General features: G+C 62.0%; 27 protein-coding genes. 11 read left to right on the top strand and 16 right to left on the bottom strand.

Features of this window, described 5'->3' with window-relative positions:
* Positions 1-20: 20 nt before the first annotated feature.
* The 5 genes from QF039_RS25745 to QF039_RS25725 all read right to left on the bottom strand — a co-directional run bounded on the left by QF039_RS25745 (position 21) and on the right by QF039_RS25725 (position 4086).
* Positions 21-719 carry an OmpW family protein gene (locus QF039_RS25745; RefSeq protein WP_307521358.1) on the bottom strand — a complete coding sequence of 233 codons (699 nt, stop codon included), beginning with the start codon at positions 717-719 and terminating at the stop codon, positions 21-23.
* 96 nt (positions 720-815) lie between these two features.
* Positions 816-1337 carry a DUF3299 domain-containing protein gene (locus tag QF039_RS25740; protein ID WP_177066965.1) on the bottom strand — a complete coding sequence of 174 codons (522 nt, stop codon included), beginning with the start codon at positions 1335-1337 and terminating at the stop codon, positions 816-818.
* An 11-nt stretch (positions 1338-1348) separates the two neighbouring features.
* Positions 1349-2614: an ABC transporter permease gene (locus tag QF039_RS25735; protein WP_003210004.1), complete on the bottom strand. Its 1266-nt coding sequence runs from the start codon at positions 2612-2614 to the stop codon at positions 1349-1351.
* Between the two features lies 1 nt (position 2615).
* Positions 2616-3326, bottom strand: coding sequence for an ABC transporter ATP-binding protein (locus QF039_RS25730; RefSeq protein WP_307521354.1), 711 nt, complete (start codon positions 3324-3326; stop codon positions 2616-2618).
* A gap of 148 nt (positions 3327-3474) precedes the next feature.
* The gene (locus tag QF039_RS25725) at positions 3475-4086 is read right to left on the bottom strand and encodes a DUF2796 domain-containing protein (RefSeq protein ID WP_003209999.1); all 612 of its coding nucleotides are present in this window, start codon (positions 4084-4086) and stop codon (positions 3475-3477) included.
* Between the two features lie 135 nt (positions 4087-4221).
* Here QF039_RS25725 and QF039_RS25720 point away from each other — a divergent pair, with 135 nt between their 5' ends.
* Positions 4222-4569, top strand: coding sequence for a hypothetical protein (locus tag QF039_RS25720; RefSeq protein ID WP_102369989.1), 348 nt, complete (start codon positions 4222-4224; stop codon positions 4567-4569).
* 3 nt (positions 4570-4572) lie between these two features.
* Here QF039_RS25720 and trxA read toward each other — a convergent pair whose 3' ends face one another.
* The 4 genes from trxA to QF039_RS25700 all read right to left on the bottom strand — a co-directional run bounded on the left by trxA (position 4573) and on the right by QF039_RS25700 (position 7897).
* Positions 4573-5445 (bottom strand): thioredoxin, encoded by an 873-nt coding sequence (gene trxA / locus QF039_RS25715; protein WP_003209995.1) that lies wholly within the window; start codon positions 5443-5445, stop codon positions 4573-4575.
* Positions 5446-5517: 72 nt separating this feature from the next.
* A complete protein-coding gene (locus tag QF039_RS25710) occupies positions 5518-6519 on the bottom strand; it encodes an Abi family protein (protein WP_177122542.1) in 1002 nt (333 codons plus the stop codon).
* A 269-nt stretch (positions 6520-6788) separates the two neighbouring features.
* On the bottom strand, positions 6789-7442 hold the full coding sequence (locus tag QF039_RS25705) for a methyltransferase (protein WP_178903052.1): 654 nt from the start codon (positions 7440-7442) through the stop codon (positions 6789-6791).
* Positions 7439-7897, bottom strand: a complete 459-nt coding sequence (locus QF039_RS25700; protein ID WP_003209991.1) for a YbaY family lipoprotein — start codon at positions 7895-7897, stop codon at positions 7439-7441. The genes QF039_RS25705 and QF039_RS25700 overlap by 4 nt, the downstream gene beginning before the upstream one ends.
* A 139-nt stretch (positions 7898-8036) precedes the next feature.
* On the opposite strand from QF039_RS25700, the gene nrdR reads away from it, so the two are divergent.
* From nrdR to QF039_RS25650, 10 genes are all read left to right on the top strand, one after another.
* Complete coding sequence (nrdR, locus tag QF039_RS25695) at positions 8037-8507, top strand: transcriptional regulator NrdR (protein ID WP_003209990.1); 471 nt, start codon at positions 8037-8039, stop codon at positions 8505-8507.
* Entirely contained in the window at positions 8504-9640 is a 1137-nt protein-coding gene (gene ribD, locus QF039_RS25690) for a bifunctional diaminohydroxyphosphoribosylaminopyrimidine deaminase/5-amino-6-(5-phosphoribosylamino)uracil reductase RibD (RefSeq protein ID WP_003209989.1), read from the top strand. Before nrdR ends, ribD begins: the two co-directional genes overlap by 4 nt.
* A gap of 34 nt (positions 9641-9674) precedes the next feature.
* A complete protein-coding gene (locus QF039_RS25685) occupies positions 9675-10352 on the top strand; it encodes a riboflavin synthase (RefSeq protein WP_307521344.1) in 678 nt (225 codons plus the stop codon).
* A gap of 16 nt (positions 10353-10368) precedes the next feature.
* Positions 10369-11460: a bifunctional 3,4-dihydroxy-2-butanone-4-phosphate synthase/GTP cyclohydrolase II gene (ribBA, locus tag QF039_RS25680; RefSeq protein WP_003209987.1), complete on the top strand. Its 1092-nt coding sequence runs from the start codon at positions 10369-10371 to the stop codon at positions 11458-11460.
* A 90-nt stretch (positions 11461-11550) separates the two neighbouring features.
* Positions 11551-12027 (top strand): 6,7-dimethyl-8-ribityllumazine synthase, encoded by a 477-nt coding sequence (gene ribE, locus QF039_RS25675; RefSeq protein ID WP_003209986.1) that lies wholly within the window; start codon positions 11551-11553, stop codon positions 12025-12027.
* The gene (gene nusB, locus QF039_RS25670) at positions 12024-12524 is read left to right on the top strand and encodes a transcription antitermination factor NusB (RefSeq protein WP_003209985.1); all 501 of its coding nucleotides are present in this window, start codon (positions 12024-12026) and stop codon (positions 12522-12524) included. The genes ribE and nusB overlap by 4 nt, the downstream gene beginning before the upstream one ends.
* A gap of 18 nt (positions 12525-12542) precedes the next feature.
* Positions 12543-13496, top strand: coding sequence for a thiamine-phosphate kinase (gene thiL / locus QF039_RS25665; protein WP_087692351.1), 954 nt, complete (start codon positions 12543-12545; stop codon positions 13494-13496).
* 128 nt (positions 13497-13624) lie between these two features.
* Complete coding sequence (gene ribA / locus QF039_RS25660; RefSeq protein ID WP_003209983.1) at positions 13625-14242, top strand: GTP cyclohydrolase II; 618 nt, start codon at positions 13625-13627, stop codon at positions 14240-14242.
* Complete coding sequence (locus QF039_RS25655; RefSeq protein WP_008436498.1) at positions 14239-14658, top strand: nuclear FMR1 interacting 1 family protein; 420 nt, start codon at positions 14239-14241, stop codon at positions 14656-14658. The genes ribA and QF039_RS25655 overlap by 4 nt, the downstream gene beginning before the upstream one ends.
* Positions 14658-15455 carry a cobalamin-binding protein gene (locus QF039_RS25650; protein WP_307521340.1) on the top strand — a complete coding sequence of 266 codons (798 nt, stop codon included), beginning with the start codon at positions 14658-14660 and terminating at the stop codon, positions 15453-15455. Before QF039_RS25655 ends, QF039_RS25650 begins: the two co-directional genes overlap by 1 nt.
* A 107-nt stretch (positions 15456-15562) precedes the next feature.
* On the opposite strand, the gene QF039_RS25645 is transcribed toward QF039_RS25650, so the two are convergent.
* The 7 genes from QF039_RS25645 to QF039_RS25615 form a co-directional block, all read right to left on the bottom strand.
* Positions 15563-17458 carry a TonB-dependent receptor domain-containing protein gene (locus tag QF039_RS25645; RefSeq protein WP_307521338.1) on the bottom strand — a complete coding sequence of 632 codons (1896 nt, stop codon included), beginning with the start codon at positions 17456-17458 and terminating at the stop codon, positions 15563-15565.
* Between the two features lie 142 nt (positions 17459-17600).
* Positions 17601-19499, bottom strand: a complete 1899-nt coding sequence (gene dxs / locus QF039_RS25640) for a 1-deoxy-D-xylulose-5-phosphate synthase (RefSeq protein ID WP_307521336.1) — start codon at positions 19497-19499, stop codon at positions 17601-17603.
* 110 nt (positions 19500-19609) lie between these two features.
* The gene (gene ispA / locus QF039_RS25635) at positions 19610-20497 is read right to left on the bottom strand and encodes a (2E,6E)-farnesyl diphosphate synthase (RefSeq protein WP_008436503.1); all 888 of its coding nucleotides are present in this window, start codon (positions 20495-20497) and stop codon (positions 19610-19612) included.
* Positions 20494-20736 carry an exodeoxyribonuclease VII small subunit gene (locus QF039_RS25630; protein WP_003209964.1) on the bottom strand — a complete coding sequence of 81 codons (243 nt, stop codon included), beginning with the start codon at positions 20734-20736 and terminating at the stop codon, positions 20494-20496. Before QF039_RS25630 ends, ispA begins: the two co-directional genes overlap by 4 nt.
* An 88-nt stretch (positions 20737-20824) precedes the next feature.
* Positions 20825-21964, bottom strand: coding sequence for a Fic family protein (locus QF039_RS25625; RefSeq protein WP_307521333.1), 1140 nt, complete (start codon positions 21962-21964; stop codon positions 20825-20827).
* 415 nt (positions 21965-22379) lie between these two features.
* Positions 22380-22772 (bottom strand): MerR family transcriptional regulator, encoded by a 393-nt coding sequence (locus tag QF039_RS25620; RefSeq protein WP_177055607.1) that lies wholly within the window; start codon positions 22770-22772, stop codon positions 22380-22382.
* Entirely contained in the window at positions 22711-23355 is a 645-nt protein-coding gene (locus tag QF039_RS25615) for an NAD(P)H-dependent oxidoreductase (RefSeq protein WP_307521330.1), read from the bottom strand. Before QF039_RS25615 ends, QF039_RS25620 begins: the two co-directional genes overlap by 62 nt.
* Positions 23356-23473 lie beyond the last annotated feature (118 nt).

The following is a 23473-nucleotide window of genomic DNA, read 5'->3' as shown; positions in this document are numbered from 1 at the left end:
AACAGGGCCTTGGGTAGAACCTAGAACTTGTAGCCAATACCGACCATGTACACCATCGGGTCAACATCCACATTCACCTTGGCCCGAGTGCCCTGGCCCAGGGCGTTGTTGTCCACGGTGGCCTTGGTGCTGATGTCGATGTAGCGCGCCTGGGCGTTGATCATCCACTTGTCGTTGATCATGTAGTCCGCACCGATCTGCGCGGCCCAACCCCAGGAGTTTTCCGCCTTGAAGTTGCTGAAGCCGGCCTCCTGGGCGCGACCGCCAACGTGCTCGTCGTAGATCCAGGTGTAGTTGATACCGGCGCCGATGTACGGCTGGAATACCGACTTGCTGTCCAGCGGGTAGTACACGACGCTCAGGGTCGGTGGCAGGTGCTTCAGCGTACCGAGCTTGCCGTTGGCAGCGCCCAGGGCGGTGTTCTTGATCTTCACATCATGTTCGAACGGCGTGGCCGCCAGCAGTTCGATACCCCAGTGGCTGGTGAACATGTAGGCGAAGTTCAAGCCCAGCTGGGTGTCGCTGCTCATGGTCGCCTTGCCGCCCAGGTTGGTCCCGGCCAGCGGGCCCTGGTCAACCTTGACACTGCTGCTGTCCGCTTTCGGGTTGACGGTGATGGCACCGGCGCGAATCAGGATGTCACCCGCTTCGTGAGCGTGGGCAACAGGGGCGACGAGGGCGAGCGCGACAAGCGACGCGCCGAGCAGGGACTTGTTCATGGGAGCTCCAAAGGACGTTATTAATTGCTTGTGTCCAATGGTAAAGATCGTAACGTTCGAGCTTTTGACTCAGCTCAATGAAAGCGCAATCACGGGTTATTCCTGCAACTCGTACACATAGATCTTGTCGGCATCCATCTGGTAGCCGGCATCGGCCAGTTCACTGCTGGACGGTTTGACCTGCATCTGGCCTTCGATCCAGTACGGCTGATACAACTCGTCGAGCTTCACGCCGACTTCGCTTTTGACATGCACGATCTGGTTCGACGGCGGTGGCGGCACGTGAATGCAGGCGCCGAAATACGGCACCAGCAGGAACTCCGTGGTGCGGCCTTCCTCGCTGACTTCCAGCGGCACGATATAACCCGGCAGGCGGATGTGCTTGCCGTCCAGGCTTTGTACGACCGGCGCGTTGGGCAGGTCCTGCTTGGCGGCCGGCGCTGACTCCACCGACAACGCATCGGCCATGCCCGACAAGTCGTGCAGCGGTTTCATGTTGGGGATTTCCGGCGGCGCGTCCGGCGGGATCATCTCCTGCCACGACAGGTCCTTGGGCTGGTCTTCAGCCCACACGGGCAGGGCCGCCAGCAGTAACAGTGCGAGCACGGCGCGACGCATCAACAGCTTCCTCATAAACGTATCGACAGGCCGTCGGCCAACGATTGCCGGTAGGCGCGCCAGGCTGGCACGCTGCCCATCAGCAGGGCTGCGACGAGAATACCGCCCAACAAAGTCCATTCATATTCGCTCGGCAACGACAGCGGCAGGTCCAGGCCGTAATTGGCCTGCAAATACCCGCGCGACGCGGCGATGCACACATACAGCAGCCCGACGCCGGCGATCACGCCCGACAATGCCAGGGCGAAGGCTTCGAAGATCAGCAAGGTCGCAATATGCCAGGGCCGCGCGCCCACCGAACGCAGGATTGCCATTTCCCGGCGGCGCTCGTTGAGGCTGGTGAGGATCGCGGTGAGCATGCCGATCAAGCCGGTCAGCACCACGAACAGCGAGATCACGAACAGCGCTTTTTCAGCCGTGCCCATCATGCTCCACAGCTCTTGCAGCGCCACGCCCGGCAGGATCGCCAGCATCGGCTCGCCACGGAACTCGTTGATCTCCCGTTGCAGGGCGAAGGTGGAAATCTTGTTGTTCAAACCGAGCATGAACGCGGTGATGGCTTGTGGCGTCAGGTCCATGTTGCGGGCCTGATCGGCGCTGATCCGGCCTTTGCCCTGGGCCGGTACGCCGTTGTGCCAGTCGATGTGAATCGCTTCCATGCCGCCGAGGCTGATATGCAGTGTGCGGTCCACCGGAGTGCCGGTGCGCTTGAGAATGCCGACCACGGTGAACGGCTTGTCGTCGTGCTTGACCAGGCTGACCACCGCCACGCCGTGGGCCAGCACCAGCTTGTCGCCGAGCTTGTAATGCAGCGCGTCGGCCACTTCGGCGCCGAGCACCACTTCGAATGGATCGGTGGCGAAGGCGCGGCCGCTGGCCAGTTCCAGGTTCTGCCGGCGGCCGTATTGGTAGTGTTCGAAATAGGATTCGTTGGTGCCCATCACGCGGTAGCCGCGATGGGAGTCGCCGAGGGAAATCGGGATCGCCCATTTTACCTGCGGGTTGGCCGCGAAGTGCTCGTAGCTGTCCCAGCGAATGTTGTTGGTGGCGTTGCCGATGCGGAACACCGAATACAGCAGCAAATTCACCGAGCCGGAGCGCGCGCCGACGATCAGGTCGGTGCCGCTGATGGTGCTGGCGAAGCTGGCGCGGGCTTCGGTGCGTACCCGTTCCACCGCCAGCAACAGGCACACCGACAGGGCGATGGCGAAGGCGGTGAGTATCGCGGTAAAGCGGCGGTTAGCCAGGCTGGCCATGGCTAGTCGAAACAAATACATCTCAAACCTCTGCGGGCGTGGCGGCGCGATTGAGTTCGGCCAGCGACAGGTTGCGGTCGAACAGCGGCGCCAGGCTCTGGTCATGGCTGACGAACAACAGGCTGGCGCCTGCTTCGCGGCATTCGGCGAACAGCAACTGAATGAAGGCCTCCCGGGCGTCGTAGTCCAGGGCCGAGGTCGGCTCGTCGGCGATCACCAGCTCCGGCTGGCCGATCAGCGCACGGGCAGCGGCCACCCGTTGTTGCTGGCCGATGGACAGGGAGTCGGCGCGGCGCTCCAGCAGGCTCTTGTCCTTCAGGCCCAGGTGGGCGAGCAAGGTCGCGGCAGCCTGGTCGACGCTGCCGTGACGCTGGATTGCCCGCTGCGCCCGTAACGTTGAAAAGTGGCAGGGCAACTCGACGTTCTCGCGCACCGAGAGAAACGGCAACAGGTTGAACTGCTGGAAGATGTAGCCGGTGTGGTCGACCCGGAAACGGTCGCGGGCGCCGGCCGAGAGTTCGGTCAGCTCCTGGCCCAGCAGGCGAATACTGCCGCGGCTGGGCTTTTGCACACCGCCCAGCAGGCCGAGCAGGGTGGTCTTGCCACTGCCGCTGGGGCCCTTGAGGAACAGGGTTTCCCCCGGCTCCAGGCGAAACGTCGGGATGTCCAGCAACTGTGGGTGACCGGGCCTATTGAAGCCCAGGTCAGACAGTTCGATAAGTGCTTGGGTCATAGGGAGGTCAGTGGTCTGGCTCGATTTGGATGATGACACCGATCAACTGTAGGAGCTGGCTTGCCTGCGATGGCATCACCGCGGTGTTTCTGGAGCACCGCGGCGTCTGCATCGCAGGCAAGCCAGCTCCTACAGTGTGGTGTTTACATCAGAATTTCAGGGTGGCTGCTGTGGCCGTCGCTTCCACACCCTGCTGGCCGCTCGGGCCAATGAGTTGTACCTGAATTTTCTGGGTGGCGGGGAAGGTCTTGAACACCTGGGTCAGGTCGAGGTTGCTCAGCGCGGTCGGCGTGGCGCAGGTGAACTGGTAGTGAGCGTGGATTTCGCTGTGGTCGTGGTGATGTTCGTGGGCGGCGGCGCCTTTGCCATCGGTGGCGTGGTCGTCATCGTCTTCATCGTGGTCGGCTTCAGGCTTGTCGCCGAACAGCGGGCTGTTCAGTTCCTGGGTGCTGATCACGCAACCGGCGGCCTTGGGCAGGCTGAACAGCACCAAAGGTTGTTCAAGTTGTTTGCGGGCAGCGGCGACCTTGGCTTTGTCGGCGGACGTTGTAGCGAGGTGTTCGAAGCCCACCAGGTTCATCGCCGGGCTGTCCAGTTCCAGCTCCAGGGCCTGGCCGTCGAGCACCGCGTTGAGGCGACCCACGCCGTGTTCGTGGGCACCGAGGCTGCCGTGCTCGTGATCATGGTCGTGCTCGTCGGCAGCCTGGGCGATGGCCAGTGGCAACAGGGCAAACGGCAAAGCGAGCAGCAAACGGCGCATGGTGGAGCTCCCGGACAAAGATGAAAGTTTTGTTATGTGATCTTATAACAATTTTGCGAGGAGTTTGACCGCCCGCTTGGCGTAGCGCAAGACGCGTGGGAGCATGCTCGTCAGAAAAGTGCGGGAGTAAGTGCGATGTTGAGAATTCGTGGAACCGTCGGTGACCTGCCGGTGGACTTGACCCTGGAGCTGGATGACGGCGACTGGGCCCGGCTGGGCGCGCAGTTGCAGGCCAGCAAACCGCCGAGTGCCGAGCCCGTGGTGGCGCCGGCCGCGGGTAACCTGGACGAGAGCCTGTGGCAGGCCGCCCAGGATTTGCTGCGCAAGGCCGGGCAACTCAACGGCCTGGAATTGCTTGATCAACTGGAAGGCCTGGCCGGCAGCGCCTCGGCGGGCAAGCGCCTGCTGGTGCGCCTGCGCCATAGCGCCAAGGTCAAGGTGGCCAGCGGCGGGGATACGCCGCTGTACAGTTGGATCGAGTAAGGCTTAATACAGCGCGGCGAACAGCTTGCGGCGGTACACGGTGACCAGCGGATGATCGTTGCCGAGCAGTTCGAACACCTGCAACAGCGTCTTGTGGGGCAGGCCTTCGCTGTAGCTGCGGTTGCGGATGAACAGCTTGAGCAAGCCATCCAGCGCGGCGTCGTATTGCTGGCGCGCCAGTTGTTGCACGGCCAGTTGGTACACCGCCTCGTCATCCTGCGGGTTTTGCGCCAGGCGGGCTTTCAGGTCTGCGGCGTCCGGCAGGTCGGCGGCCTGGCGCAGGAAAGTGATCTGCGCCTTGGCGCCGGCCAGTGCGGCCTTGTGATCATCGCTCTTGACGGCGTCGAGCACGGTTTGCGCTTCGCCCAGTTCACCGCGCTCGGCCAGGCAGCGTGCGTACAGGATCAGCGCGGCGGCGTTGGTGTTGTCTTCGCCAAGCAGGGTGACCAGCACGGCCTCGGCGTCGGTGATACGGCCTTCGGCAAACAGCGCCTGGGCCTGCTCCAGTGGATCGGCAGCCGCCGGTGGTGGCATCTGCACATGGGGCTCCAGCATCGCGCGCACGGCGGATTCAGGCTGCGCACCGGCAAACCCATCCACTGGCTGGCCATCCTTGAACAGCACCACGGTCGGCAGGCTGCGAATGCCAAAGCGCGAGACCACGTCCGGCTCGGCATCGCAATCGACCTTGGCCAGCAGCAACTCACCCTGATAACTCTCGGCAATCTGCGCGAGCATCGGCATCAACGCCTTGCACGGCGCGCACCACTCGGCCCAGAAATCCACCAGCACGGGTTTTTCGAAGGAGTTCTGGATCACCGCCTGATCGAAGGTGGCGGTGGTGGCATCGAAGATGTACGGCGTGGGCTCACTCATGGGGAATCTCGAAGAAAGCAGGAATGGGGCAACTATAAAGACTGGAGGAGGCGACCGGAAGCTATGCCGCGATTAAGCGCGTACAGGATGCCAGAAAGGGTCCTGGTACCAGTCTTGAGGAAAACCCATCGCTTTGAGGCTGACATCGGGAAATTCCTCAGTCAGTTGACGCAGGCGCCGGTCCCACTGAGCGTGTGGACACACTTTATGCATTAGGTGATTAAGGATGCAGAGTGCTGCGAACATACGGGCATGAGTGCCCGGATGAATAAGGTGCCTGGGCCACGGGAAGTTGGCTTTTTTGGGCAGTTCTGGGCGAATGCCCAATTCTCGATTCCACATTCGCGCATGGTGTGCGCAGATGTTACGAATAGTGGTCAAGGTGTGCAGCCAGGACTGCATCAAAGGGGCGGGGAGTTCCAGGCGTCTGGCGATAGCCTTCTTGTCTGAATCCCTGGCCAAGCCTTTGTAGAGATGGGACAGGTCACCGAGTGTGAGTTCTTCCAGCATTGCCCAGCCGGGCATGAGTGGTGGTTGGTCATAGGTGGTGGGGTAGTGTCGGGCGTAACTCTCTTTTGCTCTTTGGCATTTGAGATGCGCTTTGCGACCGCTATCGGCTTGCAGTCGATCTATTCGCAGGCATTCGCGCTCATAGTCTCGGATAGCGGCACATTGCTTGGACTGCAATGTTGCAAGTAGGCGTTGGTGGTCAAATGCCTGTTGAAACATTCCGATATCGGTATACCAATGGCTGCCATAGTTGGGCCCCATATGGTTACTGATCATCGAGCGGGTCGCTATTTCCACGCGTTCAATGGCATCCATGCTCAACAATCGAAGCCTGCGGTCAAAATCGTAGAGTCGAGTTAACTGACGAAAACCTGTGCCATCGCGAAATCGATGATCGACATCTCCCGATTGCTGAAAAGGGCGCATGTAGGGGCTCAATCGGAAAAAACTGACGGACTGCAAGAAACACTGCGCACGGGCTTCATCTTGAATGAGCAAGCCACGTTGTTTGAGCAGTTCTATCTGGGAGGGAACATCAATGGCAGGTTTGTCGAACGTTCTCATGCCCAAAAAACGCCAGGCATAAAAAACCCGCACAATTTGTGCTTAGTCACTTGCGCGACCAGAGGCATGGCGGGTGTATTGCGGCAAAGATTAGGCAGTAGCGGTAACGTTTGCAAGCTTTTTGAGCAAGAGGCGACGGATGCAAATCGGGGGTTTGGCATACCCTTTGGTCGTCCAGGTAGCGTGCGAGAGGCGGCCATTTTCCACGCTACGCTGAAGACTGTCTTAGCCCATCTGTTACTGGAGATTTGCGGGTTTGATAGGCGCGACTATCGCTGCGAATGGTACAGGCTCACCTTGCGAAACTCCCACGGCTCGGCCAGGTCGGGCAGTGTCAGGGCGTCGAGGATACCCAGGCGCTGATACTCCGGGTGCTGGAAGTCCCGAACCCGGGAATCGGCGACCAGCGCTTCGCGGCCGCGTGTCAGGAATTGATCCAGCAGCGGCAGGTTCGCCCGGTCGTACAGCACATCGGCGACCAGGATCAGGTCAAACCGGTCGGCTTCGGTGAAGAAGTCTTCTGAATAGCCCAGTGTTACGCCGTTGAGTTCGGCATTCGCCCGGCAGGCAGCCAGGGCCAGCGGATCCAGGTCGCACGCCACCACTTCCAGCGCTCCGGCCTTTACCGCGGCAATCCCGGCAACACCCGAACCTGCACCGAAATCCAGCACCCGCTTACCCGCGACCCACTCGGGGTTGGCCGCCAGGTATCGCGCCAGCGCCAGGCCACTGGCCCAGCAAAAGCTCCAGTACGGCGGCTCATGCAGGATGCGCCGGGTTTCTTCGGGGCTGAAGGCGCGGTCCATGTTGTCGGCGTCCAGCAGCCACAGCGACAACTCGGTGCCCGGCAGCGGGCAGGGCACCAGTTGGGCGTCGCCGATCAGTTCGCTCAGTGCGCGTTGCAGGCCCAGCGGTGGCGTCATGGTGCGGGAACGAGTTGCAGCGGCCCGGTGGTCTGGGTGATCGCCTGGGTGATGCGCACCGGCGGCAGGTGCAGGATCAACTGGCCGGACTGGCTGGCGCGACCACGCAATTCAACGCGCCCGCCCGCCGGGAACGCTTGCGGGTTGAAGCGCAGGCGGAAGGCCAGGGGCTTGTTGTTGCCGATCAGCACGCTGCTGGCCAGCAGTTGTTGCGGGCGCGAACGGTCGTCGATCACCAGCAGCGCCAGTTCCACTTCCGCACCCGCCGGTATACCGTTCAATTGGCCGCTGACTTCACGCTGATAGGCGGGCAACGGGCCGAGATCTTCTTCCACGCCCGGCAGTTTTTTCTCTTGTTGCGGTGCCGGAGCCGGCGCCGCAGGTTTTGGGGCATGGCTGCTGCAGGCGACCAGAAAACCGAGCAACGTGAGCAAAACAAGTGGTCGTAACTGCATGTACGGCTCCAGAAAGGACAAAATCCGTGGCTTAAAAAATATGAAACATAATAGTCAGCCTATATACCGTAAAGGCTATGGCTTGTCTTGCCACAGGGATGCGCTACCATGGCCCTCCCATTTTTTGTTGCCTGCCACCATGCACTGTCCCTTCTGCGGTGCCAACGACACCAAGGTCATTGACTCGCGTCTGGTCGCCGAGGGCGAACAGGTGCGTCGCCGGCGTGAATGCCTGGCCTCTGGCTGCGGTGAACGTTTCACCACCTTCGAAACCGCCGAACTGGTATTGCCACGTCTGATCAAGACCGACGGCAGTCGCCAGCCTTTCGACGAAGAAAAACTGCGCGCCGGAATGCAGCGCGCCCTGGAAAAACGCCCGGTGAGTGTCGAGCGGCTGGAAGCGGCGCTGGTGCACATCAAGCACAAGCTGCGCGCCACCGGCGAGCGCGAAGTCAAATCCCTGGTGGTTGGAGAACTGGTGATGGGCGAGCTGCAAAAGCTCGACGAAGTCGCCTATATCCGTTTCGCCTCGGTGTATCGACGCTTCCAGGACCTCAACGAGTTCCGCGAAGAGATCGACCGCCTGGCCCGTGAGCCGGTAAAAGAATGAACCCACCTTCGGCAGAACAAGCGGTACTCGACGCCCATTACATGGCCCGTGCCCTGGAACTGGCGCGCAAGGGCCTGTACACCACCCACCCCAACCCCCGGGTTGGCTGCGTGATCGTGCGTGACGGGCAGGTTGTCGGCGAAGGCTGGCACGTGCGCACCGGCGAACCCCATGCGGAAGTCCATGCCCTGCGGGCAGCGGGCGACAAAGCCCGGGGCGCCACGGCCTACGTGACCCTTGAACCGTGCAGCCACCACGGGCACACACCGCCGTGCGCCGATGCCTTGGTGAATGCCGGCCTGGCCCGTGTGGTGGCAGCGATGCAGGACCCGAATCCGGAAGTCGCCGGGCGTGGCATGCGCCGCCTGGCCCAGGCCGGGATCGAGACCCACAGCGGCTTGCTGGAAAACGAAGCGCGGGCGCTTAACCCGGGCTTTCTCAAGCGCATGGAGCATGGCCTGCCGTTTGTGCGGGTCAAGTTGGCCATGAGCCTGGACGGTCGCACCGCGATGGCCAACGGCGAAAGCCAATGGATCACCGGCCCGGCCGCCCGTGCCGCTGTGCAGCGCCTGCGTGCCCAGGCCAGTGTGGTGCTGACCGGCGCCGACACGGTGCTGGCCGATGGTGCTCGCCTGACCGTGCGCGCCGCCGAACTGGGCCTGGATGAAGAAACCACCGCCCTGGCGATGTCCCGTCCGCCGCTGCGTGTGCTGATCGACGGCCGCCTGCGGGTGCCGCTGAATGCGCCGTTCTTCAAGGCTGGCCCCGCGCTGGTCATCACCTGCGTGACGCCGGACAACCAGTACCCCACAGGCCCCGAGTGCCTGGTGGTGCCGGGTGTCGACGGCCAGGTCGACCTGCGTTCCGCGCTGGTGGCCCTGGCGGCCCGTGGTGTCAACGAAGTGTTGGTGGAAGCCGGCCCAAGCCTGGCGGGTGCCTTCGCCCAGCAAGGGCTGGTGGACGAGTACGTGATATTCGTCGCCGGCAAGTTTCTTGGCTCTGCCGCCCGGCCTTTGCTGGACTGGCCGCTTGAGAAACTGGCCGACGCCCCCCAACTCAAGATCACTGAAATGCGCGCTGTTGGCGATGACTGGAGAGTCACTGCCATCCCTCTGCCATCAGCGAGCGTATAATTCCCGGCCTGCGCCACGTCTTCAGGAGAACGGCATGTTCACCGGCATTATCGAATCCATCGGCAGCATCCGTGCAATGACCCCAAAAGGCGGCGATGTACGCCTGCTGGTTGAAACCGGCAAGCTCGACCTGAGCGACGTCAAACTGGGCGACAGCATCGCCGTCAGCGGTGTGTGCCTGACCGTCATCGAGTTGCCTGGCAACGGCTTTGCCGCCGATGTCAGCCGGGAAACCCTGGACTGCACCGCGATGAAGGACCTCAAGAGCGGCAGTCCGGTGAACCTGGAAAAAGCCCTGACCCCGACCACCCGCCTCGGTGGGCACCTGGTCAGCGGCCACGTCGACGGTGTCGGCGAAGTGGTTGCTCGCAGCGAAAACGCGCGTGCCGTGGAATTTCGCATTCGCGCACCGAAAGAGCTGGCCAAGTACATCGCCCACAAAGGCTCGATCACCGTCGACGGCACCAGTCTGACCGTGAACGCCGTGAATGGCGCCGAATTTGAACTGACCATCATTCCCCACACCCTGAGCGAAACCATCATGGCGTCGTACCAGCCGGGTCGCCGGGTGAACCTGGAAGTCGACTTGCTTGCCCGTTACCTGGAGCGCCTGTTGTTGGGCGATAAGGCCGCAGAGTCTGACTCTCTTCAAGGGCCCGCCGGGAACATCACTGAAAGTTTTTTAGCCGCTAACGGCTACCTTAAATCCTGACCCAAGGGGGTGCCGCGTGGCGCTCAACAGCATCGAAGAACTGGTTGAAGACATCCGCCAAGGCAAGATGGTCATCCTCATGGATGACGAAGACCGCGAGAATGAAGGCGACCTGATCATGGCCGCCGAGTGCTGCCAGCCGGAACACATCAACTTCATGGCCAAGCACGCCCGTGGCCTGATCTGCATGCCGATGAGCCGCGAGCGCTGCGAGCTGCTGAAGCTGCCGTTGATGGCGCCGCGCAATGGTTCCGGGTTTGGCACCAAGTTCACCGTGTCCATCGAAGCCACCACCGGTGTCACCACTGGCATCTCCGCTGCTGACCGCGCCCGCACCGTACAAGCCGCTGCCGCGAAAGACGCCAAGGCCGAAGACATCGTCAGCCCGGGCCACATCTTCCCGCTGATGGCCCAGCCGGGTGGCACCCTGGCTCGCGCCGGCCACACCGAAGCGGCCTGCGACCTGGCGCGCATGGCCGGTTTCGAGCCGAGCGGTGTGATCTGCGAAGTGATGAACGACGACGGCACCATGTCCCGTCGCGCCGAGCTGGAAGAATTTGCCGCGCTGCACAACATCAAGATCGGCACCATTGCCGACCTGATCCACTACCGGATGATCCACGAACGTACCGTTCAGCGGATTGCCGAGCAGCCGCTGGACAGCGAACTGGGCCAGTTCAACCTGGTGACCTATCGTGATTCCGTGGAAGGCGACGTGCACATGGCCCTGACCCTGGGCACCATCTGCGCTGAAGAGCCAACCCTGGTGCGGGTGCACAACATGGACCCGCTGCGCGACCTGCTGATGGTCAAGCAACCGGGGCGCTGGAGCCTGCGGGCCGCGATGTCCGCGGTGTCCGAGGCCGGCAGCGGTGTTGTATTGCTGCTGGGCCATCCGCTGGATGGCGACGTGCTTCTGGCGCATATCCGCGAAACCGCCGACCACGCGCCGGTGAAAAAACCGACCACCTACAGCATCGTCGGGGCCGGTTCGCAGATCCTGCGGGACCTGGGCGTGCGCAAAATGCGCCTGATGAGTGCGCCAATGAAATTTAATGCCATATCCGGTTTCGACCTGGAAGTAGTAGAATACGTGCCCTCCGAATAAAGGCCGGCGTTGTTTGCCCCTTGTTCGCGGTTCAAATATCACTGAGGGGCGCGCACTAAGCGCGTCCCGGCTCTTTAAGAGATTTGTCGAATGACCCTGAAGACCATCGAAGGTACCTTCATCGCCCCCAAAGGCCGCTATGCCCTGGTGGTTGGCCGCTTCAACAGCTTCGTGGTTGAAAGCCTGGTAAGCGGTGCCGTGGATGCCCTGGTTCGCCACGGTGTGAGCGAAAGCGACATCACTATCATCCGCGCTCCTGGCGCCTTCGAAATTCCACTGGTTGCGCAGAAAGTTGCACAGCAGGGTGAATACGCGGCGATCATCGCCCTGGGCGCGGTCATTCGTGGCGGCACTCCGCACTTCGAATACGTGGCTGGCGAATGCACCAAGGGCCTGGCCCAGGTGTCCATGGAGTTCGGCGTGCCGGTCGCCTTTGGCGTGCTGACCGTTGATTCCATCGAACAAGCCATCGAGCGTTCCGGCACCAAGGCCGGCAACAAAGGTGCTGAAGCTGCCCTGTCCGCCCTGGAAATGGTCAGCCTGCTGGCGCAGTTGGAGGCCAAGTGATTAGCGACGACAGCGATCAGTTCAACCCCCAGGACCCGCGCCCGGCAGACGCCGGCAAGCCATCGAAAAGCGAAAAGCGTCGTTCGGCCCGCCAGCTCGCGACCCAGGCTTTGTACCAGCGCCACATGGCGAAAACCTCGCTGAACGAAATCGAGGCGCAGTTTCGCGTCGACAACGATTTCAGCGCGGCCGATGCCAGCTACTTCCACGACATCCTGCACGGTGTTCCGGCCAACCTGGCCGAGATCGACGCTGCACTGACGCCGTGCCTGGACCTGGCGATCGAAGAGCTGGACCCGGTTGAACTGGCCGTACTGCGCCTGTCCACCTGGGAACTGCTCAAGCGCGTCGACGTGCCTTACCGCGTTGTGATCAACGAAGGGATCGAACTGGCGAAAGTCTACGGTTCCACCGACGGTCACAAGTTCGTCAACGGCGTGCTCGACAAGCTGGCCCCGCGCCTGCGTGAAGCCGAAGTGAAGGCGTACAAGCGCTAACTGGCGCTTGCTGACGCAATGGGCGAGTTTGAGCTGATCCGCAACTACTTCGCCGCCGCGCCCTGTGCGCAGGGCGGCGAAGGCATTGCACTGGGGATTGGCGACGACTGTGCCTTGCTGGCTGTTCCTCCCGGGGAACAGCTGGCGATTTCTACCGATACCCTGGTGGCCGGCGTGCATTTTGCCGACCCCTGCGATCCGTTTCTGCTCGGCCAGCGCTCGCTGGCCGTGGCAGTCAGCGATCTGGCGGCCATGGGCGCCAATCCCCTCGCGTTTACCCTTGCCCTCACCACCCCGACGGTTGATGCCGATTGGCTGCAACGCTATGCCCAGGGCTTGAACGCCATGGCGCAGGGTTGTGGCGTGGTTCTGGTAGGTGGCGACACCACCCGTGGGCCGCTGAGCCTGACCATGACCGTGTTTGGCCGGGTGCCGGCGGGCCAGGCCTTGACCCGCAGCGGCGCGCGGCCCGGCGACTTGCTGTGTGTGGGCGGTGAGCTGGGTAACGCAGCGGGCGCCTTGCCGCTGGTGCTGGGGCAGCGCACGGCGGAGGCGGCTATCGCCGAGCCGCTGCTGGCCCATTACTGGTCGCCGCAACCGCAGTTGGCGCTGGGCTTGGCGTTGCGGGGCAAGGCCACGTCTGCCATGGATATTTCCGACGGCCTTTTGGCTGATTGCGGGCATATCGCCAAGGCGTCGGCTGTCAGCTTGTTGATCGAGCAGCAAAAACTGCCATTGTCCGCCGCCTTGCTGGCGTTCGTCGGTGAAGCGGATGCCCGGGTGGCCGCGTTGAGCGGGGGGGACGACTACGTACTGGCGTTCACCTTGCCGCCCGCCGAACTGGCGCCGCTGTTGGCCGCCGGTGTGCCGGTCCATGTAATCGGCCGGGTCGAGGCGGGGCAGGGCGTTACCCTGCTGGATGCGTCTGGCCAGGACGTCACGCCGGCCATTCGTGGCTATCAACATTTCTGAAAGGCATAGAACCAAGCTGAAGGCCAATCGAACCTATTGATCTTTATCAGCGATAATTCAGCTTAAGCGTCTGTAGGAACCTACTGTTACAATCCCTCCCCTGTGAAATCTGAAATCAGGAGCACAAGGTGCCCGTCGTTTTCGTCGCCGCTTCCAAGCTGCCAACCCCTTTTGCCACGTTCACCATGAATGGCTTTCTTGAAGAAGCCACCGGGCGCGAACACGTTGTTCTCAGCCTCGGTGACGTGGCGGACGGTGCCCCGGTCCTCGGTCGCGTGCACTCCGAGTGCCTGACCGGCGATGCGCTGTTCAGCCAGCGCTGTGACTGCGGCTCGCAACTGGAAGCCGCCCTGCAGGCCATCGCCCGCGAAGGCCGTGGCGTGTTGCTGTACCTGCGTCAGGAAGGCCGTGGCATTGGCCTGCTGAACAAGATCCGCGCCTATGAGTTGCAAGATGGCGGCGCCGACACTGTGGAAGCCAACGAGCGCCTCGGTTTTGCCGCTGACCAGCGCGACTATGGGATCTGCCTGCCGATGCTCCAGCACCTGGGCGTCAAATCCCTGCGGCTGATGACCAACAACCCGCGCAAGGTCAAAGCCTTGACCGACATGGGCATCACCGTCGCCGAGCGCGTGCCGCTGCACACCGGCCACAACCCGCACAACAAGCTCTACCTGGCCACCAAGGCCAGCAAGCTCGACCACATGATGGGCAACGAGCACCAGGGCGAGGCCGACCGGGCGTGACGCGCGGCCAGGTCAAGCGGCGACTGTCGTTTAACTGGTGGCAATACCTGGCGTTGGCGCTGGCGCCGTTGTTTGTGATCAACCTCGTGTTTGGCAAGGCCGAGCCCTTGCTGCCGGTGCTGGCGATGCCGTTTTTTATCGCAGGCGTGGCCTCGATGTTTGTCAGCCTGCGTTACTTCCACGGCTATAAACACGCGCTGATCGCCACCGGCAAAGCCCTCGATACCCCTGAAGAACCGGCTGCCTGGATCACCCTCGCGGCCCGCCGTCGTGTGGCGTTGCTGGTGGCTGCACTGCCGGCCTGGGTCGGCGCGCTGGCAGTGTTTGTCGGGCTGGAAGCGGTGCCGCTGTTTCTGTTGGCACTGTCGACCCTGGTGCTGTTCTACCTCTACCGCATCCCGCGCCAGTTGGGTTGATGCGCGTCTGGCTGGCGGTGTGGCTGCTGGTTGTCGCGGCCCAGGCTGAAGCGGTTGAGCGGGTGGTCAGCCTTGCGCCTTCCTTGTCTGAAATCGTCGTTGAACTGGGCGCCGCCGATTTGCTGGTGGGCGTGCTGGATGGCGGCGAGCGGCCACAGGCGTTGGCGAACGTGCCGTCTGTGGGCAACTACGGGCAGTTGGACATGGAGCGGCTGCTCAGCCTCAAGCCCGACCTGATCCTGCTTTGGCCCGGCAGCGTCGGCCCGGGCCAGCGTGAACAGCTGCAACGCCTGAACATCCCGGTATTTGTCGCCGAACCCCACAGCCTCGAACAACTCACCTCACAGGTCGAAACCATTGCCCGGCAACTCGGGCGGGATGACGCCGGCCGGCAATTGGCCGCGCAGTTGCGTCAGCGCTTGGCCGAGTTGCGCTCACGCTATCACCGGGCCGAGCCGTTGCGGGTGTTTTATCAGGTGTGGAACCAGCCGCTGTACACCGTGGGTGGCGGGCAGATCATCAGCGATGCGCTGAGTGTGTGCGGCGCGCGCAATGTGTTCGATGACCTGAAATTACCGGCACCGCAGGTCAGCATTGAGTCGGTGTTGCAGCGTAATCCCGGGGTGATTCTGGCGGGCGATCAAGCGCAGCTGGATGCCTGGAAGGCCTGGCCCCAGGTGGCGGCGGTAGCGAACGGGCATTTGCTGCTGGTGCCCGACAAGGGCCTGGAACGGCCCAGCGGACAGATGCTGGAAGCGGTGGCGCGGTTGTGTCAGGTGATTGCACCGGGGCTGTGAGACCGCTATCGCAGGCAAGCCAGCTCCCACATTTGACCGAGTCGTCTGGATAAGCACGGTCCCCTGTGGGAGCCGGGCTTGCCCGCGATGAGGCCGGTGCAGACGACTTAGAGTTCCGGCGTCCAGGTCACCCCGAACATCAGTGCCCGGCCTTCTTCCCGATAGCCATATTGCTGGCCTTGATACTGATACAGCGCCCGGCTGTAGTCCTTGTTCAGCAGGTTATCGAGCTTCATTTCCAGCGTGACTTCATGGTTCACCGCCCAACTGCCCCGTAGCCCCAGCAAGCCATACCCGCCCAGGCGTTGCTGGTTCGCCGCATCGTCGTAGCTGCTGCTGACCGCTTGCCAGCTGGCGCCGACGCCGAATTGATCGAATTGGCGATCCAGGTCCAGGCTCAGGGTGCGCCGGGCTCGACGCGCCAGTGTGCGCCCGGTGTCGCGGTCGCGTGGGTCGATCAATGCAACGGCGAGGCTGCTTTGCCAGCCGAACAGTTCTTGCTTGAGCGCCGCCTCGAAGCCGTTGATGCGTGCGGCGCTGACGTTTTGCGGGCCGTTGCTGGCAAACACGATCGCATCCTGAATATCGGTGCGGTACAGCGAGGCTTCCAGTCGGCTGCTGTCGCTGAGCTGGCTGCGCCATTGCACTTCGTAGCTTTTCGATGTCTCGGGCTTGAGGTTCGGGTTACTGTTTTTGAAGCCGAATTCGTCCGGGTAGTAGAGGTCGTTGAACGTAGGCGCGCGGAAGCCTTCGCTGTAGCTCAGCAACAGATCATTGTCCGGGTTCAGCGGCAGGGTGAAGGTGCCGCTCCAACTGTTGTGGCCGCCGAACTGTTGGTTATCGTCGCGACGCAGGCCCAGTTCGGTGGAAAAGGACTGGGCTTGAAAACGGTGCTGGATAAACGCCGCTCGATTCCAGCGACTGTCTTCGGCGAACGCTGTGCTGCTGTTGACCTGGTCCTCGTACCAGTCGCCGCCCAGTATCAGGCTGTTCTGCTCATTGAGGGTCAGGTCGTTCTGCCAATTCAGTGAGTTGCGGTAAGTGTTGAACACGCTGCGTTCGGTGCTGAGCTTGTCCCGGGTTTCTTCGCGGTTTTCGCTGTGGCCCGCTTCCAGCCGGGACTTCCACGTGTCATTGATACGCGCGTCAACATAGGTGCTGACACTGCTCACGGTGAAGTGGGTGTAGGGCTTTTGCTGGAAGCTTTGGAAGGTGGTCGAATCGAAGCGACCGAACGGGTTGTCGAATTCGCTTTTGCCGCGGTTATCCAGCACGTTCACACCCGCTTCGAGGTCATCGTTGAAGGCATGGCTCAGGCTGAAACTGATGGCCTGGTTGCGATAGGCGTCATGGTCACGGTCGCTGGGATAGGAGTCGTACGTGCGATTGATTCCGGCCGTGTCATCCAGGCTGGCGCCGAGGTTGAAGCGAGTTTGCGCATCGCCGCCGGACAAGCCCAGGCTGCGTTCCCACGTCTGGTTGCTGCCAAATCCCACATGCAGGCGGGGTTGCAGGCCGGACTCGTTACCACGTCGGGTGAAAATCTGGATCACCCCGCCAATCGCATCGCTGCCGTAGATCACCGAGCGCGAACCACGCAGGATTTCCACGCGTTCGATCTGCTGGATGTTCAGGTGCTGCAGGTTGCTGTCGCCGGAAGTCGAGTTGCCGATGCGCTGGCCGTCGACCAGCACCAGGCTCTGGGCCGACTTGGTGCCACGAATGTAAACGCTTGCCAGACTGCCACGGCCACCGGCCTGTGAAACCTGCACGCCGGGCACGCGGCTGAGCAAGTCGGTCACGCTGGTGGGTTGCAGGCGGTCGATGTCGTCGCGGGTGAAGACGGTGTTGGCGGCGCTGCTGTCGTTGCGCGCCTGGACCTGGCGGTTGGCGCTGATCACCATGTCGGGCAGCTTGAGGGCTTGGTCGCGTTCGAAACTGTCGGCGAGCAGGTCGGTGGCGGGCAGTAACAGGAGGGGCAGGGCGAGGCGAAGGCGGTTCATGGGCTGTCCGTAGCATTTGAAGTTGGCATAAAACAAATGTGGGAGCGGGCTTGCTCGCGAAGGCGCAGTGTCAGTCAATGCATCTGTCGACTGACCCAGCGCTTTCGCGAGCAAGCCCGCTCCCACATTTTTAATCGCGTTTCTACAGGCCCAGCAGGGCCATGCGCTGACGAACCGAAGCTTCAATCCCGGATTCATCCAGCCCGCACTCAGCCAGCATCTGCGCCGGCTTGGCATGCTCGACATACACATCCGGCAGGCCCAGGTGCAGCACCGACTTGAGGATATTCTCCCGCGCCAGGAACTCACTGACTGCCGCACCGGCGCCGCCCATGACGGCGTTTTCTTCGATGGTCACCAGCAGCTCATGGCTGCCGGCGATCTCGCGCACCAGGGCCTCGTCCAGTGGCTTGACGAAACGCATGTCTACCACCGTGGCGTCGATCTTCTCGGCCACTTTCAAGGCTTCAGCCAATTGCACGCCGAACACCAGCAAGGCAACCCCGCTGCCCTGGCGGCGGACGATACCCTTGCCGATTTCGATAGGCTCAAGGTCCTTTTCGATCACTGCATTCGGACCATTCCCCCGCGGATAGCGCACAGCCGCCGGGCCGTTGTACAGGTGGCCGGTGCTGAGCATCTTGCGCAGTTCGTTCTCGTCGCTCGGGGTCATCACCAGCATGCCGGGGATGCAGCGCAGGTACGAGAGGTCGAAGCTGCCGGCATGGGTCGGGCCGTCTTCGCCCACCAGGCCCGCACGGTCGATGGCGAACAGCACGTCGAGGTTCTGCACCGCGACGTCATGAATCAACTGGTCATAACCGCGTTGCAGGAACGTAGAGTAGATCGCGACTACCGGCTTGGCGCCTTCACAGGCCATGCCCGCGGCGAAGGTCACCGCGTGTTGCTCGGCGATGGCCACGTCGAAATAGCGCAGCGGGAAACGCTCGCTGAACGCCACCAGGTCGGAACCTTCCTTCATCGCCGGGGTGATGCCCACCAGGCGCGGGTCGGCGGCGGCCATGTCACACAGCCATTCGCCGAACACACCGGAATACTTTGGCCCGCTGGGCTTCTTCGGCGCGGTGGCCGGGGCGTTCAGCGGTTCCAGCTTGGTGATCGCGTGGTAACCAATCGGGTCGACTTCCGCCGGGGCGAAGCCTTTGCCTTTCTTGGTGACGATATGCAGGAACTGCGGGCCTTTAAGGTCACGCATGTTGCGCAGGGTGGCGATCAGGGTTGGCAGGTCATGGCCGTCGATCGGGCCGATGTAGTTCCAGCCCAACTCTTCGAACAGGGTGCCGGGAACCAGCATCCCCTTGGCATATTCTTCGGTACGACGGGCAATTTCCCACGCGCCGGGCAGACGCGAGAGCACCTTCTTGCTGCCTTCACGCATGCTTGCGTAAGTGCGGCTGGAGAGGATTTTTGCCAGGTAATTCGACAGGCCACCGACATTGCGCGAGATCGACATGTCGTTGTCGTTGAGGATCACCAGCATGTTGGCGTCCACTTCCGGCGCGTGGTTCAGCGCCTCGAAGGCCATGCCGGCGGTCAACGCGCCATCACCGATCACCGCAATCGCCTTGCGATCGCTGTTTTGCAGGCGGGCGGCAATCGCCATGCCCAGCGCTGCACTGATAGAGGTGCTGGAGTGGCCGACGCCAAAGGTGTCGTACTCGCTCTCGGAGCGGCGCGGGAAGGCGGCGATGCCATCCTTCTGGCGCAGTGTGGCCATGCGCTCGCGGCGTCCGGTGAGAATCTTGTGCGGATAGGCCTGATGACCCACGTCCCACACCAGCCGGTCGTCCGGAGTGTCGAATACGTAATGCAGCGCAATGGTCAGCTCGATGACGCCCAGGCCGGCACCGAAATGCCCACCGGTCTGGCCGACCGTGTAGAGCAATTCCAGGCGCAACTCATCGGCCAGGGTTTCCAGCTCGGCTTCACCCAGGCGGCGCAGGCCGGCTGGCGTGTTGGCACGGTCCAGCAGGGGCGTGGCCGGGCGCTTGCGGGGAATCTCTTGAAACGTCGTGGGCATCAGGCGAATCGTTATAGGTATAGAAGAGGCGGCAGTTTACCTCAAGCATCGCAAACTGCCCACGCAGAGCGCCGAACTTGGCTGATATGCGGTGGAAAAGGCCGCTGTTGTCAGTGGCGACGTTCGACGATATACCGCGCCAGGTCACGCAGTGGCTCGGCAGCCGCGTCGAAAGGTCGCAGGGCATCCAGGGCCTGGTCCCGCAGCTCCAGGGCGTACGCCTTGGCGGCTTCCAGCCCGAGAAGCGAAGGATAAGTCGGCTTGTCCCGTGCGATATCAGCACCCTGGCGCTTGCCGAGGGTCGCGGTATCGCTTTCAACGTCGAGAATATCGTCCTGCACCTGGAACGCCAGGCCAATGGCCCGCGCGTAGGTTTGCAGCGCCGCCAGTTGCGCCGCTTCGGCACGGCCACTGGCCAGGGCGCCGAGGTGCACGGCGGCCTCGATCAGCGCGCCGGTCTTGTGGCGGTGCATGTATTCCAGGGCTTGTTGATCGAGCTTCAAACCGACCGAGCCCAGGTCAATCGCCTGGCCGCCGACCATGCCGGCAGGCCCTGCGGCCAGCGCCAGCGCGGTAACCATGCGCAGACGGATCTCGGCGTTGACGCTGCTCAGGCGCGGGTCCAGCAGGGCGCTGAACGCCAGGCTTTGCAGGCCGTCACCGGCGAGAATCGCGCAGGCTTCATCAAAGGCTTTATGGGTGGTGGGCTGGCCGCGACGCAGATCGTCGTCGTCCATTGCCGGCAAATCGTCGTGTACCAGGGAGTAAGCGTGGATCAACTCCACCGCACAGGCGGCGCCGTTGGCTTCCTCCGCCTGAGCGCCGAGGGCTTCACAGGCCGCATAGGCGAGCAACGGGCGAACGCGCTTGCCACCGTTCATCACGCTGTAGCGCATGGCCTCATACAGGCGGTTCAGCTCAGGGCTGGGCGCGACAAACAGCGGATCCAGCGCAGCATTGACCCGGGCCTGGCTGCCGGCCTGATAAGCGTCGATCATTCAGGCTGTTCCGCATCGAAAGGTTCTTCGGCCAACTCCCCATCGCGTTCCAGCAACACCTGGACCTTCTGCTCCGCCTGCGCCAGGGCGCTCTGGCAGTCGCGGGTCAGGCCGATGCCTTGCTCGAATGCGGTCAACGAGTCTTCCAGCGACAACTCGCCGTTCTCCATCCGCTCGACCAGGGTTTGCAGGTCGGCGAGGGATTGTTCGAAATCGAGTGCAACTTTTTTGCGGGCCATGGCGGCTATTCCGGTAGACGGTAAACCGGCGCGACACTAGCAGACATGGGGGATTGGGGCAAATGAGTGGGGGGATTTGCCTTGTAAATCAATCGCCTTGGGTGTTGATTTGATAGCGGGTGCTGCGGCCGCCGCCGGGTAGCCGAACCAGGCAGTTTTTTTCCAGAAGATCGGCCAGATGTCGGGTCGCCGTTGCCTTGGACACTTTGGCCACCGCTTGATATTGGGCCGCGCTGATCCCGTGCTCAAAGCCCTTCTCGCCGCCGTCGAGCAAGCGATTCAAGACTTTTGTCTGCTCGGCGCTGAGTACGTTGTCTCGATGCCGTTGCCAGAAGCGAGTTTTACCCAGCACCCGGTCGATCCGCGCCATCGCCTGCTGCAGGCTACGAAGCAGGGTTTGCAGGAACCACTCTAGCCAAGCGGTGACATCCAGCGTGGCTTTTTGACTGGTTTCCAGTGCACGGTAATAGCCTGCCCGGTCTTCAAGGATGCTTGCCGACATGGCGTAGAAGCGGATCGCCTGGTTCTCCGCCTGGGCAAGCGCGAGGTCAGTAATAGCCCGCGTCAGACGACCGTTGCCATCATCGAAGGGGTGCAGGGTGACGAACCAGAAATGCGCCAGGCCTGCGCGGAGCAATGGGTCAAGGGCCGCATGATTCCGGCTGGCTTCAAACCATTCGATGAAATCGTCCAGCGACTGCTCCAGTCCTTGGCGGGGTGGGGCCTCGAAATGCACAGTGGGTCGGTCCAGTCGTCCCGACACAACCTGCATAGGCTCATCCCCCCTTAACGCGCCTACGTTCAAGCCGTGGGTGGAAAAGCGGGCTTCCTCGGCGGGAAACAACCATCGATGCCATTTGAATAGACGGGTGAGGGTAAACGGTTGAGCAAACTGTTGCGTGGCGTCCAGCATCAAGTCAGCCAGACCCTCGCTGCGCCGGCTCACGGAGCCGTCTTGCAATAGCTCCAGGCCCAGGCGCCGGGCCAAAGAGGAACGTACCGAGCCCACATTCAACTGCTCACCCTCGATTGCCGAGGAGGTCAGAATGTTTTGCAGCAACGCATCCAGTTCATTCTCCGAACTCTGTGCCTGGCTGACCGAACCGAGCATGCCCAGCAACTTTCCTTGCGCCTGCGTGCACTCGCGCAACAACGCTGCGAGGCGCTCTGGTTGCCAGTGAAAGTGCGGCCAGTCGGGTTGTTGCCAGATCCAGTTCGGGTGATCCATGGAGGCATGCTCGGTATGTGAGCCGAATAGAAGGCTTATTCGGCTCATTTGGTGAGCCGATTGTGTGAGCGATTCGGCTCACTGTCCAGTCAGATGCGCACATCAGGTACAGCGCCGCCTCATCACTGGCCAGGAGGATCGCCTGTTCCATAACCTTTGGCGCAGTACTCGCCAGCTCATCAATTCGCTGGCTGTCGCCCCCAGGCTTTCAAACAGCTTGCCGGCGTCCTTGAAGATCTCCTGCACTTGCTTGATGGCGTCCCACACGCCGGTAATCGCCGTCCAACTTCCCGCCAGCACGCCATTGCCAATCGCGCTCGAAGTGGACCTTTCCCAGTGCGGCCGGAAACCACTCCATTTTTTGCGAAGCTTTTTCTGTTCCGAGCCGCTGCCCGGTACTACGTAAAACAGCGGTTCAGCTCATTGACGGCAGTGGCGTTTTCAGTGGTGCGGTGCATTGGCCCTGAGCATCCTTGAGACTGGCCTCAAACTCGACCAGTCCTCCATGCATCTTCTGCAATGCCTCGATCTGCCGCACCAACTCCTGCTTCTTGTTGGCGATCGCCTTGTCCGCCAGGCCCCAGGGCAGCCCATCACCGTGATGCCCACCCAGAATTGCCTGCAACTCCTTGAGCTTGAAACCCAACTGCTGAGCGCACTTGATGAACGTCAGCAGCTCCACACTTTGCGTGGAGTAAATGCGATAACGACCTTCCCGCTGCGGCGGCGGCAACAGGCCGATGGCTTCATAGTGACGAATCGCTTTGATGGTTGTGCCCGACAGTTGCGCGGCTTTGCCGATGTACATGAAAAGTCCTTTTCCCAAAGAGTGCGCCGGCCTGTTTCAGCCACTGTTCCCGCTGTGCTGGCGTAGAGCCCAACACCGGCCCGAACAGCAACGTCTTGATCGGCTGAATGCCACAAAACGCCAGTGTTGTCTTGCGCATCTGATGCAGCGCGGGCATGCGGTAGAACCACCTGTAATACCACGGCGGTGTGTCCAGGGTCACCAGCAAGTGCGCGGTTCTGCCCTTCAGGAGTTTGTCGGGGAAGGCCTTTCCCTTGCGGTATTTGAAGGCGAAACCGGATAGGAAAATTCGGTCGATAAAACCTTTCATCAAGGCCGGGATGCCACCCCACCAGACGGGGAAAACAAACGTCAGGTGATTGGCCCACAGGATGTCGGATTGCGCGCTAATCAGGTCGGGTTCCAGAGGTTGGGCCTGGTTGTAGCCGTTGTGGAGGATGGGGTCGAAGGCCAGTTCACCCAGACGCAGGATGCGTACTTCGTGGCCGGCGTTTTTGGCGCTGGTGATGTAGGTGTCGGTGAGGGCAGAGCAGAAGCTGGTGCTGGAAGGGTGGCCGAGGATGACCAGGATGCGTTGGCTCATGGTGGTGCGGTCCTGAAAACTGGGGTTTCAGGGTGAGGTGTGACCTTAGGGGGAGAGTCAAGCGCTTGCTCTACGGTATGGGCAAGGGTCGGCGATCTGGCTGACCTAGCCCTGCCCG

It is taken from the genome of Pseudomonas sp. W2I6 (assembly GCF_030815935.1).
Lineage (GTDB): Bacteria > Pseudomonadota > Gammaproteobacteria > Pseudomonadales > Pseudomonadaceae > Aquipseudomonas.
Note: the sequence above shows the minus strand (reverse complement) of the source record. Positions and strands in the feature narration are given on the sequence as shown.